The sequence below is a fragment of the Saccharospirillum sp. genome, assembly GCF_039982735.1.
GTDB lineage: Bacteria > Pseudomonadota > Gammaproteobacteria > Pseudomonadales > Natronospirillaceae > Saccharospirillum.
In genome coordinates, this window is sequence record NZ_JBDWXV010000017.1 from 94,912 (window position 1) to 110,058 (window position 15,147).

Sequence of the window (15,147 nt, forward strand, 5' to 3'; positions counted from 1 at the left end):
GTACCACCGGATTCAGGAGATGGCACCATGATGACACAGTCCATGCGGGCGACCTCTGCTGCAGAAAGCCGGTTTCGCATCGCACAGCCCAATTCGAGAACTCGTAAAACGCTTGTATTGGCGCTGGGTAGACAGGCACTGACTCCCCTTGCCGAACTGCAGCAACTGAGCTGGAACAACACGGTCATGGGTTTATACACGGCCGGACATCTTGAGTTGTACAGTGGCCAGGAAGCAAGGCGGGTCCCACTTGATGACGCCCTGGATCAGCTCGACGTGATGGTATTGCTGATCACCTCAGACAGCGATACAGAGTCGATTGAGAGGATCGGTGAAGCCTGTTCAAGGCGTCGCATCATGACGTCCGGTTTTGTACTCGAGCCACCTGATGAAACAGACCTTAATCCGGTGCTGGCTTGCACCCGGCGAGTCACCGTATCACTGGTCACCGATACCGACACCGATACGCTGATCGAATCACTGCGCGCCGTGCGCGCCTGAACTCAACGACGGAGGCTTCCATGACATCAGCCAGTCACACTCCTGAACAGACTTTAATTACCACCATACATCTGCTTGAACGATACGGCGTCATTGACTTTAACGGCCACGCCAGTATTCGGCTGAGTGATGGTCGCATCCTGATCAACAGCGCCGACTCCCTTCGCTGTGCATTGACTCCGGCCGACCTGGTCACCGTGAATGCGGACGGCAGTGTGGATGAAGACCAGTTACGTCCCCCGAATGAACTGGCCCTGCACCTGGCGGTCTATCGTGCGCGCCCCGATGTAAAAGCGGTCGTCCATGGTCACCCGGAATGGTCAACCCTGTTAACCAGTGCCAGTGAACCCTATAAAGTCGTCTTCCCGCAAGGTGCCGTGCCGGGAAATGTGCCCGTCTTCGACAGCCCCCGCTCAATCAGCAACACTGAAACGGCCACCGCCGTGGCTGAATTGCTGGGTAACGGCAAAGCCGCGTTAATGAAAGCCCACGGCTGCGTAACGGTCGCAGAAGACTTGTTGGAAGCAGCCGTGCTGGCCATCTATCTTGAAATGAATGCCGAACGACAAGTCCGTTGTGCACCACTCGGTGGCGCCTATGAATTTTCTGATGCAGAAATAGAAGGCAGTCGCAAAGGGTTGTCAAAGCGCGCACTCTATGAAAAGTGCTGGGGCTTTTTCAAAGCCAAATACAACCTTCAGTAACGCACACTGTGTTACTGATCCCATTAAAGGAGTCCTGCCATGTGCGGTGATTTTGAACACGACGATCCATTGGACGACCAGCTCTTTGAGCGACTGCTGGAAACCACCAGCCAACTGGGTATCACCCCCGAGCACAGTCTCGAACAGGGCAACCAACAGCCCATGGATCCGCGCGCCAGAGCAGCCTATATGGACACACTGTTCAATGCGGCCCTGACACGCAGCCTGACCGATGCTGTACACATTCCCGCCGGTGAACGCATGGACGGCGTGTTCAGCCAGGCCGTGGTCTTCGCACGACTGGCGGGTTTTCTGGCCGGTCAGATTCCGGCAGATGCCAACCCCATGAAAGCGATGATGGAGGCCTTGCTCGAAGGTATGAATCAGGCCGAGGCGATGGTTACTGAAATAGAAGCTCATGGTCACCACCATCACCATGGGCATCACCACCATCACGGGCACCACCACGACTAACTTGGGAACCGGGCCATGCGCATACTGAACCAGGAGCAGCGGCGATGGTTTAAAGCTCTGCTAGCGGAAGGCATTGGTGTGAGCTTCTGGGCCTTTGCCGGCATTGCCGGCATTACTGGTGGGTTGGTCTATTATTTTCAGGGGCCTGACAGTTTCTATTCGACTGGTTACGACAGCCTCGCCAGTGCCCTCGGCATGATGCCCAGAGTATTGGCCGCGCTGACCATGGCCGGGATGATCTGGGTGCTGTTACCGCGTGAAGCGCTGTCTCGTTTTGTCGGTCGCAGCACCGGCCTGGTCGGGCTCGTCTTTGCCACCATTGCCGGCGTGATAACCCTGGGCGGGCCTTCGTCGGCCTTTCCGTTGCTGGCTGTGCTTGCGGCGGCCGGGGCTGACCGGGGCATTCTAATTGCCTTTATCACCAGCTGGGCAACCCTGGGGCTACAGCGCACCATCATGTGGGATCTGCCATTGATGGGCCCCGAATTCACGATGGTACGTATACTTGCGAGCCTACCCTTGCCCATCATCGCTGGCCTCATCGCACGCCGTATACCCATCGAGCTGACGCTCAAGACAGACCCCGACAAAGCCAGTCGGCTCCCACCGGATGAGGATGACCTGGATCATCTGGAGGAGCGACCATGAACGTTGCCTTACTACTGCTCTACATCATACCAGTGGTGCTGATTGTCTATTCGATACAGCGGGCTGACGGAACGCTGCGAACCGGGCTGACTCGCGCGTTTGAACAATTCATTATTCTGGTGCCACGACTGCTGGTCGCCATGGTCGCCGCTGCTTTTATTGTCAGGCTAATCCCGGAGCAGATCATCAGCAACTATCTGAGCGACAACTCTCCCTGGATCGCCATTCTGGTAGGCACTCTGACCGGTTTGATCATTCCAGCAGCCCCCGTCGTGGTGTTTTCCATGGCCGCCTCCTTCGCCAATGCCGGGGCATCAACCGCCGGGCTCGTCGCCTTCATTACCGCCTGGACCATCTTTGCCTTGCATCGTGTTGTGATTTACGAAGTCCCCCTTCTTGGTGGTTCATTTGTGCGCTTGAGGCTGCTGGTCGCGTTTCCGCTACCTTTGCTCGCCGGTGCACTTGTTGTTATTGCAAGTTCACTTCTCGAACGTCTTATTTGACAGGAGACCTCTCATGAACGTCAGTTTAATCGGCCTGGGTGATATGGGCCACGACATAGCCCGTCACGTTGTGGCCGGCGGCTTTACCGTCACCGGGTTTGATGTTGACCCTGAACGCAGAAATGCTGCCGCTGCGTTGGGCGTTGATGTACAGAATACACTGGCCGGTGCCGTCACCCATGCAAAGGTGCACATTGTTATGGTGGCTACCGATGAACAGTCTGAGCAGGTTACCCGCGAGATTCTGGAAAAAGGTGTCGCCGGCAGTGTCATCGTCATAACCGCTACCAATGGACCAAAAACCATGCAAACACTGGCGAAAGCCTGCCGTGAGCGTGGCTTTGGGTTTGTTGATGCTCCCGTATGTTTCGGCCGCGTCGGTGCTAGGGAAGGCACTCTGGCAAGCCTCTGCGGCGGCAGCGATGCCGATATTGAGACCGTCCGTCCGGTACTCGATTGCTACAGCAGGGCCGTGCATCACATCGGTCCGGTCGGTGCTGGCCAGATAGGTAAAGCCTGTAACAACATGATGCACTGGGCCCATTGCGTCGCCAACTACGAGGTACTGTTACTGGCAAAACGCTACGGCATCAATGCACAACGCATGCGTGAAGTCTTACTGGAATGCCCTGCCGAGAATGGCACTCTGCGCCGCTGGGATTCAACCCGTTTTACCTGGCACGAAAAAGACATGGACCTGGCTCTCGACATGGCCCAGGCCGGTGACATACCGATGCCCCTGTTTGGTCAGGTCGACCAACTCGTCAAGCGACTCGACAAAGACATGGTGAAAGAGCTGTTGCACGGGCCGGAAGCCGACTACCTAGGCTGGCACTTAACGGCATTACCACCTGAAAAAGGAGGCTTGAATTAACATGACAATTCAACCCACGCCAGAACCTGCTATCAACCCGGCCCGAACGGCCTTGCTGCTCTTCGACTTACTCAATGGACATGTGAAGGATGCCGACCGCGCCATAAAACCAAGGTACATTCCCGTGGTAACCGCGGCCTCCGATTTGCTCGGCGCGGTACGTGAGAAAAACATAATGGTGGCCTATGCTCAGGCCAACCACCGGGCGGACAATGCAACAACGGCCCACACCCTACGCGATACCAATAACCGGCTTTCCAGATTGGATTTAAACGCGCCACCGGAACTCAAGCCTGTGGTTGCCGGTGGCTCATGGGAGGCTAACACCATTGATGAGCTGGCGCCCAACCGGGAAGACTACCTGATTCCAAAATACCGCTGGAGCGCCTTTTATCAAACCTACCTGGAACTGGCGCTTAGAACGCGGGGTATCGATACTCTGATTCTGGCCGGTGGCTCGACCGATGTCGGGATAGCGAGTACCGCCTATGCCGCGCGCGATCTGGATTTTAACCTGGTGGTTGCCAGCGACGCCTGCACCTCAAATGAAACCGACAACCACGACCAATTCATGCAGCGAATTTTTCCAAGAATGTCGCGTGTGCGTACCGTAAGCGAAATACTAGCGCTGCTCGCATGAACTGCTCGCGCTGACCGGCAACTGTGCCTCTTTCCAACTCGAACAGTTGTGCATGAGCCAAGGCCCCGTCGACCCACAACTGGATCTTCGGGGCCAAGTATCCGTCAGGTAACGAATTGGCAGTCAGAATACCTGACTGCACATATTGCCTTGTAGCGGCCTGATCAATGAAACCGGCTGGAGTATGGCAACCTACGTCGACCGGTGGTGAATGCGCTCCGGTTTCGCCGAGCCTAGCGTGTCATTGAATATCAGGGATTTGATCGTTACCGGCAAGGTGGCTGATGGCTGACGAACACGACCAATGTCAATGTAGTCGAATTCCGCCAGACGAATACCGTCTATCACCAGAATCGGATTGGCGATACTCAGATCGTTACGTAATATTTGCCCCAAAGTCATGGCGACATCATCGTCCAACACCAGGTACAGCGCCTTACCCTGTCTAATTCGATCGGCCAATCCATCGGTGATACCCCGTGCAAAGGCCAGCAGTCGCTGATATCGGGGAGGCCCCTGCCAGGTTAGCGCCATCACCACGTCTTCGCCCAGTGTTTCAGACTCATAGGACTCCAGATGGCTAGCGATGCTGCGTGCTATGCCTGCTGAGTCCACCTCTTCACCCAGGGTGAGATCGGGTTTGATAACCTGAAGATTGCGACGTGGCACAAGGTCCTCGGCATCCGTCAGGAAACAGGTATTACCCGATAATTGTGTGGTGTATTCAGAGGCCCCCAGTGCGGTCGCGCGAATACCCTGGCTGTCTTCGAGCAAATGCCATGGCAGTATTTTGCTATCCACCCGGTGGCGCAAAGCCTCTCCCAGGCGTCTACCCAGGTCGCCAAAATCCCGGTGCTCACGACCATAAAAGAACTCGGCAACACCTCCTGAAAAGACCACGCTATTTGCTGTTACCAGATCTTTTGATGCCAGTATGTCGGTCAGGTAAAAATCAACAACAGATTCCGAGTCACTGTTCAGCAATGCTTCAACCAGTGTGTCGGCCATGCCTTCGGCCACCTTATCCAACTGTTCATCCGTAACCCGATCGCCCACGTGCCAGTCAAAACCTGCTCGTAAAGCGTGGCTACGGCCCGCCGGGTCAAGGCGTTCCAGAACGCCCTTGTCCGAGACAGCGAGCAGCCGCCCGCCCACATGAACAGCACCGGTTGACAGCACCTTCCCATTGTCTATCAGACTCAGCTTGGTTGTGCCGCCGCCAATATCGATGTTCAATATTCTCTCGTTACGATCGAATGAGGCACGGGCCGCACCTGAACCAAAGGCCGCCAGGCGGGCTTCCATATGATGCCCAGCCGTTGCGCACACCAGGTCACCGCACTTCTCGGACAGTATGCGGGCAATCCGCGGCGCGTTTTCACGACGCAGCGCTTCTCCGGTTAAAATGACCACCCCGGTGTCAATATCTTCCGGCCTAACCTTGGCTTCGTGGTATGCCTGATCAACCAATGTACCCAGTGCCCGGTCATCAATCAGAGTGTCACTGCGATAGGGTGTTAAACTGACCGGAGATTCATAATAGGTCTCTCGGTTGATCACTATATAACGGCTCGATAACTCGGCAGCCTGGCGCTGCAATTGAACACGACTGAACAAAATCTGTGTACCAGCAGAGCCGATGTCAATACCCACACTCCATAGAACGACGTTGTCTCTCTGCCAGAGCGGGTTGTCCTCCAGCGACACCTCTTCTTCGGGCAGGTGATGATCGTGATCATGGTCATGCCACTGGTTTGGGCTTTTATGATGGGAATGGCCGTGGTGGGGATCACCGGAATGATCATGAGCCTGGTGTGTGTGATGATCAGAGGTATGGGAATGCTCGTCGTGCATGGTTCTCTCCTGAGTGAACGAGACGAGATAGAGTCACTGCTTTAGAGGATAAATACTGACTGAAAGAAGTGACGGAACGGCCCGAAAAATGCCGCTCCGTATGTTTTGGCCCTGCCAGTATTACTCCTCGTTGAAGAGTTCCAATACTGCATCAGACGCGTTGAATATTTCACGGTACAATTCTTCTATTTCTGCAGGGTCAGTAAAGCCGACTTCATCACCTGAGCGGGACAGTTCGTCGATATAATCCGGATCTTCTGTTGTCAAACGAAACGCCTCGCGCAATACCGCTACGACTTCGGGTGGTGTGCCCGGTGCCGTAAAAAACGGGCGACCTGCAATCAATGGCACAGCAAGGACATTTGCCGCTGCCCGTGCGTCACCTTCCAACACAGTGCGCAAGTCCGGAATGTCCACCAGGTCGGGATGGTTACCGATTTTGGCAATGATGTTAAGGCCTTCGTCTTCAACCTGATCCTTTGCACCCGGGTACGTGCTGCTGAATCCTTCAACTTCTCCTCGCAACGCAGCCAACAGTTGATCGCTGGTGCCCTCGTAACCGGTAATGAACTGAGCTGGGTAGCCTGCCTGTTCCAAGACCTGGATCATCTGGGTTGACCCGGCGCCAACGCCACTGGTTGAGAACAGTACTGTGCCGCTGGCATTTCTCAGGTCTTCCAGCGTTTTAATGGGCGAGTCGCCACGGGTCATCAATATGCGAGCTTCACTGATGGGGCTACCCAGCACCGGCATTTCAAGCGTCTTATACCGAATGCCAGGTCCACCAAGCCGCTCTGCCAGTGCAATCTCACGCGCAGCGATCAGCAATTCAGTTCCGTCACTATCGGCTTGATTGTAGAGGTAATTGGCCGCTACAACCCCGCCAGCACCCGGCCGATTCACTGGGATAACATTCGGGTTACCGGGCAAATACTTGCCAATGTGTCGGGCCATTAATCGGCCATGAGTGTCATACCCACCGCCAGGCGTAGACCGAATGCTAATATTTACGGTTTTACCCTCGAAGCTTACATCGCCACTCTCAGCCAGCGCCTGGCTGCCGAAACCGACTATTGATGCGATTGCCAGTGTGCCCAGCGTTTTCACCGCACCTTTTATCAGGTTATGGTTCATTGCCATTCTCCTCACTTTATTGTTGTCTGGCGTTCCTCCAGAGACAGAGGTTTCAACCAGTATTGGAGGTCAACCCGAAACGCGGGCCAGCCCACTTCCGCAGCAGCCAAAGCCAAACCCCAACTTACTGCGAGAAATACCTGTTTGATCTTAACCCCGGGTTATGAACCGAATCTGAACTTAAAAATAACCTGAATTAAAACCAAACTTATCTTTTACATGGCGCCTCTGCCAGTTACTAACCTCCCAGGAGGGCAAACAGATACCCCTCCGGGAAAGGCAGATAAAGCAGCTCATGAAACAAGCCCCAAACCGCCAGCCAAATACCCGCAGTCATCAATACCGTCAATCGCCAGCTTTCACCATGCCGACGCAGGTACAACCCCATCATTGCCGGAACAGTGATGTAAAAGCCCAGCAACCAAAGACAGGCAATCATCCCCCATAGCCAACCGAACTGTTCTATAGCCGCCATACGGCCGTAGGATGTTTTTTCCTCATCAGTAACAGCAAAGTCCACGTTTCCACCAGGGCCTTCCTCCTCTGGCTCCGCAGGAGAATGACCGGATGCCACTAGCTGATTTTCGTTACGCTGAAGAATGAGCTCTCGTATCAGTTGAACGCCCACAATGACAATTCCAATCCAGCCAACCGCCAGCGTAAACAACCGGGCCTGTGCAGACATGCCACTGCCGCCGATCACGATATAGATAAACAGCAACAGCAACAGAACCGTTATCGTGGATCGTTTAAAGTAGCCAATCATGATTCACCTCCCGCGGCTACTTCTGCTTTCTGGGCTCGCTCAGCCTGACGCTTTTGCCACATGGGATAGGCCAGTGACACCACCAGAATAGCGGCAATGATCAATACCCCTGGGCGGACCAGAAAGCCATAGCCATAGATCTGGTATGAGGTCCACATGAACCGTTCGGCCAGCGGTCCCAGAACGACGCCTAACAATAAAGGCGGGCGTGGCCAGTTGCCCAGGCGCAAGAAGTATCCAAGGACGCCGAAAATGGCCATTACTGCAACATCTTCAAGTCGATTCGAGTGGGCAAAGCTGCCCAATACGGCCATCGCCAAAACAACCGGCACCAGTACAGTGGGACGCAACATAGTTGCCATTGCCAACTGCTTGGTAAACATCAGGCACAGTACAGACGTCAGAATGGAGGAAATAATCAGCAACCAGATGATCGAAAAAGTAACGTCAAGCTGTGTTGTCAGAATTTCCTTACCAGGAGTTACCCCGACGACCAATAGACCACCGAATATAAGGGCAAGTGTGCTACTGCCGGGAATACCAAACGCCAGCGTCGGTATCAGCGCACCGCCTTCTTTGGCATTGGTCGCAGCGTCCACGGCAATCACACCTCGAACATCGCCTTTACCAAAAGTCTTACTGGCACCCTTACAGGTTTGCAGTGCATGACCATACGCAAACCAGTCAGCTACAGAAGATCCGAGACCAGGGATAATACCCACCCAGACACCTACCATGCTGCAGCGGACTACCAGCCACCAATTTTTAAAGGCATCCTTTATTCCCTGCAGTCGCCCTGCGCTTAAATCTCCCAGATCGACGTTGGAGATCGTTTTCCCTCGGGCGGCAAGTGAAATCAGTTCTGGTATCGCAAACAAACCAATGGTCAGCGGAACCAGGCCAATTCCGTCAAACAAATACAATATGTCGAACGTGTAACGGGGAGTACCGGTCTGCGACTGAATACCGATCAACGATATAGCAAACCCCAATACGCCAATCGCTATACCCTTAAGCGGAGTCTTACCCGCCAGAGCACCCACCATCACCACACCCATCATCACCAGCATAAAGAACTCTGGCGGGCCTAATAACAGCACAAGGGGCCTAACCATTGGAATAGCGGCCAGCAGCGCCAGTGCACCCAAAACGCCACCAATAGCGGACGCGGTAAAAGCGGCACCCAGAGCGCGAGCAGCTTCACCGTTTTTGGCCATGGGATAGCCATCCATAATCGTTGCCTGGGAACCACCTCCTCCGGGAACTGAAAACAAGATGGCGGTGATGGAGTTTGCCGTATTACTAACGGCCCAGACACTAACAATCAGTGCAATCGCTTCATACTTTTCCAACACAAAAGCGAAAGGCAACAGCAATGCGATGGCCGTTTTACTGCCGACTCCAGGCATGGCTACGAGCGTACTGCTAATGACGATACCAATCATCATCATCGCTAACGCCTTCCACTGCAGAATACCCATCAACCCTTGCAGCGCTGCATCAAACATACTGGAAACTCCTGTGCGGCACCGGCTGCCCGGGGAGCCGGATACAGCCAGTTTCACATTGACAACCTCATCAGTTGCCTTTTAATTGCTGCTACTTTGATTCGACCTGGCTTTAGTCAGCCGGAGGTACCCAAAGGTCTTCAAACCCTTCAGCGGGTTCGAGCTGATCAAACCAGTCAAACCCTATTGCCTTGACCATACGGCTGTTAATCACCACAACCCGCGCTTCCTGGTCACTGGTGTTAAACCGTTTGTGCGCGCAATAAGGCGGGATATAAATAAAATCACCCGGCCCCCATTCATACTTCTTTGGCGTTGTTTCCCACTCCCAAACGAACTCGTCTTCACAACGAAACTTCACATCGTAATGCAAGTCGTAACCGTGCCCTTCGATGACAAACGCGACCTCTTCGGTTAGGTGACGGCTGGTACCGGTTGCGCCATTAACGGCCAAGAACTGCATATAAATATCAATGGCACACTCTTTCGTGTTCATGCCTTCATTGATTATGTGCTTGATCAGGCCATCGGCCGAACGCTCCATTGGCATTTCGCTCCACTTGACCACGTTCTTTCGTTCCTGGTACTCGCGGCGAAACTCTTTGGAGGCCTTTAGTGCTTCATTATAAAAGTTAGCGCTTACGTCGGTACGTGAACGCTGGCGCTCAATGTCTGACACAAATGGGATATCAGTGCTCATGGTATGTTCCTCTTTGTCTGATCGGTTACAAAGACGCCGGTGGCGTGTAGTTTTCCTGACCCGGAGCTGGCGTCTTAGGCGGGTACTCGACCATTTCCTGAAAAATAAGGTGCATAAACAGGAACATGGGTTTCGCCTTCATGATCAGACAAATGGTTTCATCATCAGGGTCATCTGAGAAATGCTGATGCACACAGCCGTTTTCGACAATCAGAGCATCACCAGCTTCCCAGTCAATTCGGCGGCCATCATGAACATCGTGGCCTTTTCCTTTCAGTACGAAGAAGACAGCACTATTCATGTGACCGTGCTTTTGACCATAACCACCGGGTGAGAACGCATCGACGTGTGTTTCAATAGTCTGTGCAATCTTTGACGACTGGGGGTTAATCACCTTCTTGCCGAAGTTTTGTGGACCACCCTTCCACGCGAGGTCCTGCGTGGGGTAGATTCGGGGCTGATTGAACAACTCTTCTTTAAGTTCGCCGTAGGTTCCTTCGAGCGCTCGCACGAAGGTGCGTTTTTTGGTCCAGCGCTCCCAGGTAACCTGGCCGCCCTCGGCTGCATCGGATTTTGAATCAGACATCGTTTTGACCCTCTTGCCAATTTATTGTTGTCATCGTTGTTATGCCCGAACGGTTCACCATTTTCTGGCATAACACTGGCAGGCAGATAGAACGGCTGCCATTACTCCCACCTACCTCATACTGCAACCTTAAAGTGGTGGCAGCGTTTCTTTCTCTGCTTCGTATGCATCTGCCATCTGCGGCGTCAGACCTTTTTCCGACAACGCGTCGGCAAACATGGTCCTCACTAGCTGGCTTTCATCGGCATAGTCAATCTGGTGGCCACCAATGCGCTTGCTGATCCAGGCTTTCGGCACACCCTGGGCATTTCGGAACGCAACACCTTCATATTTGAAAGCCAGATAGCGCGCTGGGGAGTTTCCTGTGTTGAAGTGCTGGTGAAACCACATATTCGGTGGTGTGATCAGTGTTCCCGGCTTCCACTCGTAGCGCTTGGGTTCTTCGCCTTCCGGCCACATCAGGGAATAACCCTCACCCGCCAAAATGATGACGTGAGCACCAGGTCCATGTGCGTGCGCCTTTTTATAGGTACCCACAGGGAACTGAGAAATGTGTGCATTCATTGAACTTTTCGCGAGGTTGAAACGAATGTGACCGCCACCAGCGCCACGCTCTTTCGCTGATACCAGAGGCAGGTTTACTGCATCGGCAACGAAGTTGGTTTCCAGTCGGAAGCCGTTCATTTCATCTTTCGGGGCAAAATAGTCTGCTTCGCCAGAGAACCGTGTTTTAAAGTCATGGGCGGTGTTATAGATGAAGTCCATTTCTTCGTAGAGATTCACAATCGGTGGCATATTGGTCACCGATACAAAGCGCGCAACGGAGTTGCCAGAACCATTAAAGTGCTGATGCCACGTATTCAGAGGTATTGCAAACAGTGCACCCGGGCCCCACTCAAAGGTCACTTTCTGCCCCGCGTCATTCCAGACACTGGTTGACCCATTACCACTGAGCACCATGATCATTTCTTCAAACAACTGGCGCTGTGGTGCCAGTTCCTTACCTGCCGGGATCTCACAGACATAGCAGTCATTCGTGGTACGCGACGCGTCATGATTAATGAACACACCGCGGCCACCACGGCGGTCCCAGGACTTCAGCTCCACGGTATTCAGATCTTCAACATAGATACCATCAATAATGTCCAGCCCTTCACTGGCGACCCAGCGGGTATAGGGCGACTCTTTTTCCTTGGCAAATTTCTGGGCGACTTCGTCGGAGACGAGTGCATCTTTCTTGGACATGGGTTCAACCTCTTATGGGCTAGCGGCGGAAACGCATGAAACGGTGCGTTGAACGTGTTGCGCCGACTATTGATAGCGAGTGTAGGCTAAGCTTCGTTTTTTGTACTCTTATACGGAACATTTAACCTCCATGAGGAATATCACACACTAGAAAGGTAGACGTCAACATGAAGAACGCCATTCTTACATAAAAACCACTGATTATTATTTGTACGATTATTGGAATCCGAAGGGTAAAATCGCGATCAAAAAAAGATTTCTTCTTAAAAAACAAGGGCATACATGTAAAAGCCCATGAGAAAGAGCGACAAGATCGACCATTTGTAGCGTTGACAGAGTTCATTTCCACTGATAATTTGGTTCCAATATAGTAAACAATGTTCCACAATAAAGAACAAAGGACTCATATACGCATGTCTATTGTGCGCAACACAAAAGGTTCGAATCAGGTTCTATCGCGCCAATGAATTAGCTCTGCGCCCGGTAGCAGCAAGGTTTACGCACCTTTTCAACAAACCGGAAGATGGCCCGCCAGTCTTCCCCCATAGCAGGACTAAAAACAATGACAATTGAATGGTTATCCGTTTTGCTTCTTGGCCTAGCCCTCGGTTTCAAGCATGCAACTGAACCCGACCACGTTGTAGCGATCTCTACAATCAGCAGTGGTACTGAAAAACTCAGTAAAGCAGCTCGAATTGGAACCATGTGGGGCATTGGTCATACTGCAACGCTGTTGGTATTGGGGATGGTTTTGCTCGCGTTGAAACTTGAGCTTTCGGCGGGTTTTATGACGGCTTCCGAAGCCCTGGTAGGGGTGATGATTATTCTTCTGGGTACCTATAACGTCGTTAAGTTCCGGTCAAAGAAGGTGCATGCGCATGTTCACCAACATCAGGACAGCCGGTCGCCGCACCTGCACTTTCATGAACATTCCAAGCAAGAAACTCACAGTCATAGCCACCAGGAGCCCTCCTATCTAAAGGCTGGCCTGATCGGTGTAGTGCATGGCATTGCTGGTAGCGGTTTAATGGTGATTCTGGTCATGGATACTACCGAAACTCTAATGCAGGCTATGAGCTATACCCTTGCCTTTGGGGGCGGTACCATAATAGGTATGACGGGTTTTTCAATGCTCATTAGCGCCCCCTTTCTCTTCCTGAACAGCCGCGGCTTCAACCTCAAAAAGCGCGGGCATCTGGCTATTAATTTTGCATCGATTTTCTTCGGTATGTTTTATACCTACCAGGCAATCGCAGGCTAAACAGTTTGGCGGGAGGTCTAACTTGAACCTCCCAGTCAGATCCCTCCCTGGTCAGCCCTGCTATACCTACATACACTGACCAACCTATATATGAGTGATTGCCGCACGTTCGATCGACGATGTCTCTGATTGCATTTATTGAGCTCAAGCATTATGAGACGACCAACAACGGCTACCCAACAACAGGGCCCTGCGATCCGTCACTAATAAACTGAGGTTCTAAATGCTGAAAGGAAGGAAGGGGGCGCGTGGCTTTAGGGAAGGAGGTCGTACAATGGACTTGTTGTACACTAACTGCTGTGCGGAGACACCCCCAGAATGAACAGGGGGTGTCTCCGCACTACCACAAATCTTAAGACTTGCTAGCTTCAGCACCTGATGCTGATTTGCCGGACTGGCTGGTCACCAGATTCCAGGCTTTCGTCAACAGGGTTACCGGCAGTGACACAATGGTCAGCAGGTTGGAAGCGACATGATAACCCAGAGATTGCTGGGCTTCTTTATACATCTGTTCCGGGGTTTTACCTGACATTTCACACTCTCCAATAGTAAAAAAACAAGTTACTGATGTCCGTCTGCCTTGATTTTGTTTTCTTTGTATTGAAGGTCTTTCGTCATCAACTGAGGGGCATTATATAGAAGCTCTTAAGAAAGTGCAAATATCGAAACTGCCATTCCTCTATATGGAACTCCCATGGAATGGGGCTTTCCGCCGTATTCCAATGCCTGTTTGTTCCATCAATGGGAATTCGCGTCCATATTTTAGATTTCGTTCACAGGGAAAGACACGGCTCAGCCCAGTGAGCCATAGCCCATATACAGCAATCGAAAGGCCATAACGGTAAGCAGCGCTTTCAAAATGGGCTGGACCCGTTCGGCCGGTAACCGGTTTAAAAAGTACTTTCCGGACAGTGTTCCGGCAAAACCGGTACCGACCATCAGTACCAGTAAGCCATACCAGTCTGAAAACACAAAACCCAGTGACCCGAAGATCACAATTTTTAGCACTTGTTGTGTGGTCATCATCGCCGTCTGGGTAGCTATCAGAGCACGGCGGTCGCTGAACAAGTCTTTCAACACGACGAATACGAAGGGAGCAATGCCGGCAACGATCATCGCCAGAAAGGCCGTCCCTGCGCCCAGTAGTGATATAGACTTGCGACCTGCTGGCAAGCGAAAAACCGGCATCCAGGCGCTGTACAAAATGAACGACCCTAGTGCCAGCTGTAAAAAGGCGGGCGGAATACTGACCGCCAATTGCCCTCCCGCCAGAGCACCAAACACGCTGCCCAGCGAGAACCACCCAGCCATGCGCCAGTCGGTCAACCCAGCCAGCGTTAGCAGCCGGCCGAGATTTGAACCCAACTGCACGACCCCGTGAACGGGTATGATTGCGGCCGCTGGCATCAGATTGGCCATAATCGCCAGCAACATCACACCACCGCCAATACCCACTGCTGCAGTCAGTGCAGAAGTGAAAAAACTGATTACCACCAATGAAAGCGATGCCACCAAACTCAATTGTTCGGGCAGCCACCATTCCAGCCAGGTCATTGCGGATCACCTCCATTGCTTCGGGAAAAGGCCATCTCGCTGAGCAAGCACCGGGCCCGGTAAACTCCACACCCCACTCAGGGCGCGGAGGCTTTTACCGCCGCAATGATATAGAATTATTCCTTAAAAGAACATTGTTTCATATAAAGGAATGGTGAAGATAACGACCTTATATAAGGCACATTGGAACACCCG

17 protein-coding genes are annotated in these 15,147 nt (G+C 52.7%); 8 read left to right on the forward strand and 9 right to left on the reverse strand.

Features of this window, described 5'->3' with window-relative positions; translation table 11 throughout:
* Positions 1 to 27: 27 nt before the first annotated feature.
* The 7 genes from ABJT94_RS14885 to ABJT94_RS14915 are packed head-to-tail and all read left to right on the forward strand — an operon-like array spanning position 28 to position 4,344.
* On the forward strand, positions 28 to 501 hold the full coding sequence (locus ABJT94_RS14885) for a hypothetical protein (protein WP_348477012.1): 474 nt from the start codon (positions 28 to 30) through the stop codon (positions 499 to 501).
* Positions 502 to 521: 20 nt separating this feature from the next.
* Entirely contained in the window at positions 522 to 1,205 is a 684-nt protein-coding gene (locus ABJT94_RS14890) for a class II aldolase/adducin family protein (RefSeq protein ID WP_348477013.1), read from the forward strand.
* A 39-nt stretch (positions 1,206 to 1,244) separates the two neighbouring features.
* The gene (locus ABJT94_RS14895; RefSeq protein ID WP_348477014.1) at positions 1,245 to 1,679 is read left to right on the forward strand and encodes a hypothetical protein; all 435 of its coding nucleotides are present in this window, start codon (positions 1,245 to 1,247) and stop codon (positions 1,677 to 1,679) included.
* Between the two features lie 15 nt (positions 1,680 to 1,694).
* Positions 1,695 to 2,327 (forward strand): hypothetical protein, encoded by a 633-nt coding sequence (locus ABJT94_RS14900; RefSeq protein ID WP_348477015.1) that lies wholly within the window; start codon positions 1,695 to 1,697, stop codon positions 2,325 to 2,327.
* Positions 2,324 to 2,830: a hypothetical protein gene (locus ABJT94_RS14905; RefSeq protein ID WP_348477017.1), complete on the forward strand. Its 507-nt coding sequence runs from the start codon at positions 2,324 to 2,326 to the stop codon at positions 2,828 to 2,830. Before ABJT94_RS14900 ends, ABJT94_RS14905 begins: the two co-directional genes overlap by 4 nt.
* 13 nt (positions 2,831 to 2,843) lie before the next feature.
* Positions 2,844 to 3,704, forward strand: coding sequence for an NAD(P)-dependent oxidoreductase (locus ABJT94_RS14910; protein ID WP_348477018.1), 861 nt, complete (start codon positions 2,844 to 2,846; stop codon positions 3,702 to 3,704).
* A 1-nt stretch (position 3,705) separates the two neighbouring features.
* The gene (locus ABJT94_RS14915; RefSeq protein WP_348477019.1) at positions 3,706 to 4,344 is read left to right on the forward strand and encodes a cysteine hydrolase; all 639 of its coding nucleotides are present in this window, start codon (positions 3,706 to 3,708) and stop codon (positions 4,342 to 4,344) included.
* A 192-nt stretch (positions 4,345 to 4,536) separates the two neighbouring features.
* Here ABJT94_RS14915 and ABJT94_RS14920 read toward each other — a convergent pair whose 3' ends face one another.
* The 7 genes from ABJT94_RS14920 to ABJT94_RS14950 form a co-directional block, all read right to left on the reverse strand.
* Entirely contained in the window at positions 4,537 to 6,198 is a 1,662-nt protein-coding gene (locus ABJT94_RS14920; protein ID WP_348477021.1) for an ethanolamine ammonia-lyase reactivating factor EutA, read from the reverse strand.
* A 120-nt stretch (positions 6,199 to 6,318) separates the two neighbouring features.
* Complete coding sequence (locus tag ABJT94_RS14925; protein WP_348477022.1) at positions 6,319 to 7,332, reverse strand: tripartite tricarboxylate transporter substrate-binding protein; 1,014 nt, start codon at positions 7,330 to 7,332, stop codon at positions 6,319 to 6,321.
* 238 nt (positions 7,333 to 7,570) lie between these two features.
* Positions 7,571 to 8,098 carry a tripartite tricarboxylate transporter TctB family protein gene (locus ABJT94_RS14930; protein WP_348477024.1) on the reverse strand — a complete coding sequence of 176 codons (528 nt, stop codon included), beginning with the start codon at positions 8,096 to 8,098 and terminating at the stop codon, positions 7,571 to 7,573.
* Positions 8,095 to 9,606 (reverse strand): tripartite tricarboxylate transporter permease, encoded by a 1,512-nt coding sequence (locus tag ABJT94_RS14935; protein WP_348477025.1) that lies wholly within the window; start codon positions 9,604 to 9,606, stop codon positions 8,095 to 8,097. The genes ABJT94_RS14930 and ABJT94_RS14935 overlap by 4 nt, the downstream gene beginning before the upstream one ends.
* A gap of 112 nt (positions 9,607 to 9,718) precedes the next feature.
* Positions 9,719 to 10,306, reverse strand: a complete 588-nt coding sequence (locus tag ABJT94_RS14940) for a cupin domain-containing protein (RefSeq protein ID WP_348477026.1) — start codon at positions 10,304 to 10,306, stop codon at positions 9,719 to 9,721.
* Between the two features lie 25 nt (positions 10,307 to 10,331).
* The gene (locus ABJT94_RS14945; RefSeq protein ID WP_213676868.1) at positions 10,332 to 10,892 is read right to left on the reverse strand and encodes a cupin domain-containing protein; all 561 of its coding nucleotides are present in this window, start codon (positions 10,890 to 10,892) and stop codon (positions 10,332 to 10,334) included.
* Positions 10,893 to 11,021: 129 nt separating this feature from the next.
* Positions 11,022 to 12,137 carry a hypothetical protein gene (locus tag ABJT94_RS14950; RefSeq protein ID WP_348477028.1) on the reverse strand — a complete coding sequence of 372 codons (1,116 nt, stop codon included), beginning with the start codon at positions 12,135 to 12,137 and terminating at the stop codon, positions 11,022 to 11,024.
* A gap of 562 nt (positions 12,138 to 12,699) precedes the next feature.
* Here ABJT94_RS14950 and ABJT94_RS14955 point away from each other — a divergent pair.
* The gene (locus ABJT94_RS14955; RefSeq protein ID WP_348477029.1) at positions 12,700 to 13,398 is read left to right on the forward strand and encodes a hypothetical protein; all 699 of its coding nucleotides are present in this window, start codon (positions 12,700 to 12,702) and stop codon (positions 13,396 to 13,398) included.
* A gap of 352 nt (positions 13,399 to 13,750) precedes the next feature.
* Here the strand turns inward: ABJT94_RS14955 and ABJT94_RS14960 are convergent, their stop codons facing one another.
* Positions 13,751 to 13,930 (reverse strand): hypothetical protein, encoded by a 180-nt coding sequence (locus ABJT94_RS14960; protein WP_348477030.1) that lies wholly within the window; start codon positions 13,928 to 13,930, stop codon positions 13,751 to 13,753.
* A gap of 260 nt (positions 13,931 to 14,190) precedes the next feature.
* Positions 14,191 to 14,952 carry a sulfite exporter TauE/SafE family protein gene (locus tag ABJT94_RS14965; RefSeq protein ID WP_348477031.1) on the reverse strand — a complete coding sequence of 254 codons (762 nt, stop codon included), beginning with the start codon at positions 14,950 to 14,952 and terminating at the stop codon, positions 14,191 to 14,193.
* Positions 14,953 to 15,147 lie beyond the last annotated feature (195 nt).

What these genes read in the sequence shown, in the direction of transcription:
- ABJT94_RS14910 (WP_348477018.1), top strand. Translation starts at nt 2,844, where the DNA reads ATGAACGTCAGTTTAATCGGCCTGGGTGATATGGGCCACGACATAGCC.
- ABJT94_RS14890 (WP_348477013.1), top strand. Translation starts at nt 522, where the DNA reads ATGACATCAGCCAGTCACACTCCTGAACAGACTTTAATTACCACCATA.
- ABJT94_RS14965 (WP_348477031.1), bottom strand. Translation starts at nt 14,952, where the DNA reads ATGACCTGGCTGGAATGGTGGCTGCCCGAACAATTGAGTTTGGTGGCA.
- ABJT94_RS14920 (WP_348477021.1), bottom strand. Translation starts at nt 6,198, where the DNA reads ATGCACGACGAGCATTCCCATACCTCTGATCATCACACACACCAGGCT.
- ABJT94_RS14885 (WP_348477012.1), top strand. Translation starts at nt 28, where the DNA reads ATGATGACACAGTCCATGCGGGCGACCTCTGCTGCAGAAAGCCGGTTT.
- ABJT94_RS14900 (WP_348477015.1), top strand. Translation starts at nt 1,695, where the DNA reads ATGCGCATACTGAACCAGGAGCAGCGGCGATGGTTTAAAGCTCTGCTA.
- ABJT94_RS14945 (WP_213676868.1), bottom strand. Translation starts at nt 10,892, where the DNA reads ATGTCTGATTCAAAATCCGATGCAGCCGAGGGCGGCCAGGTTACCTGG.
- ABJT94_RS14925 (WP_348477022.1), bottom strand. Translation starts at nt 7,332, where the DNA reads ATGAACCATAACCTGATAAAAGGTGCGGTGAAAACGCTGGGCACACTG.
- ABJT94_RS14940 (WP_348477026.1), bottom strand. Translation starts at nt 10,306, where the DNA reads ATGAGCACTGATATCCCATTTGTGTCAGACATTGAGCGCCAGCGTTCA.
- ABJT94_RS14935 (WP_348477025.1), bottom strand. Translation starts at nt 9,606, where the DNA reads ATGTTTGATGCAGCGCTGCAAGGGTTGATGGGTATTCTGCAGTGGAAG.
- ABJT94_RS14930 (WP_348477024.1), bottom strand. Translation starts at nt 8,098, where the DNA reads ATGATTGGCTACTTTAAACGATCCACGATAACGGTTCTGTTGCTGTTG.
- ABJT94_RS14905 (WP_348477017.1), top strand. Translation starts at nt 2,324, where the DNA reads ATGAACGTTGCCTTACTACTGCTCTACATCATACCAGTGGTGCTGATT.
- ABJT94_RS14915 (WP_348477019.1), top strand. Translation starts at nt 3,706, where the DNA reads ATGACAATTCAACCCACGCCAGAACCTGCTATCAACCCGGCCCGAACG.
- ABJT94_RS14895 (WP_348477014.1), top strand. Translation starts at nt 1,245, where the DNA reads ATGTGCGGTGATTTTGAACACGACGATCCATTGGACGACCAGCTCTTT.
- ABJT94_RS14950 (WP_348477028.1), bottom strand. Translation starts at nt 12,137, where the DNA reads ATGTCCAAGAAAGATGCACTCGTCTCCGACGAAGTCGCCCAGAAATTT.
- ABJT94_RS14960 (WP_348477030.1), bottom strand. Translation starts at nt 13,930, where the DNA reads ATGTCAGGTAAAACCCCGGAACAGATGTATAAAGAAGCCCAGCAATCT.
- ABJT94_RS14955 (WP_348477029.1), top strand. Translation starts at nt 12,700, where the DNA reads ATGACAATTGAATGGTTATCCGTTTTGCTTCTTGGCCTAGCCCTCGGT.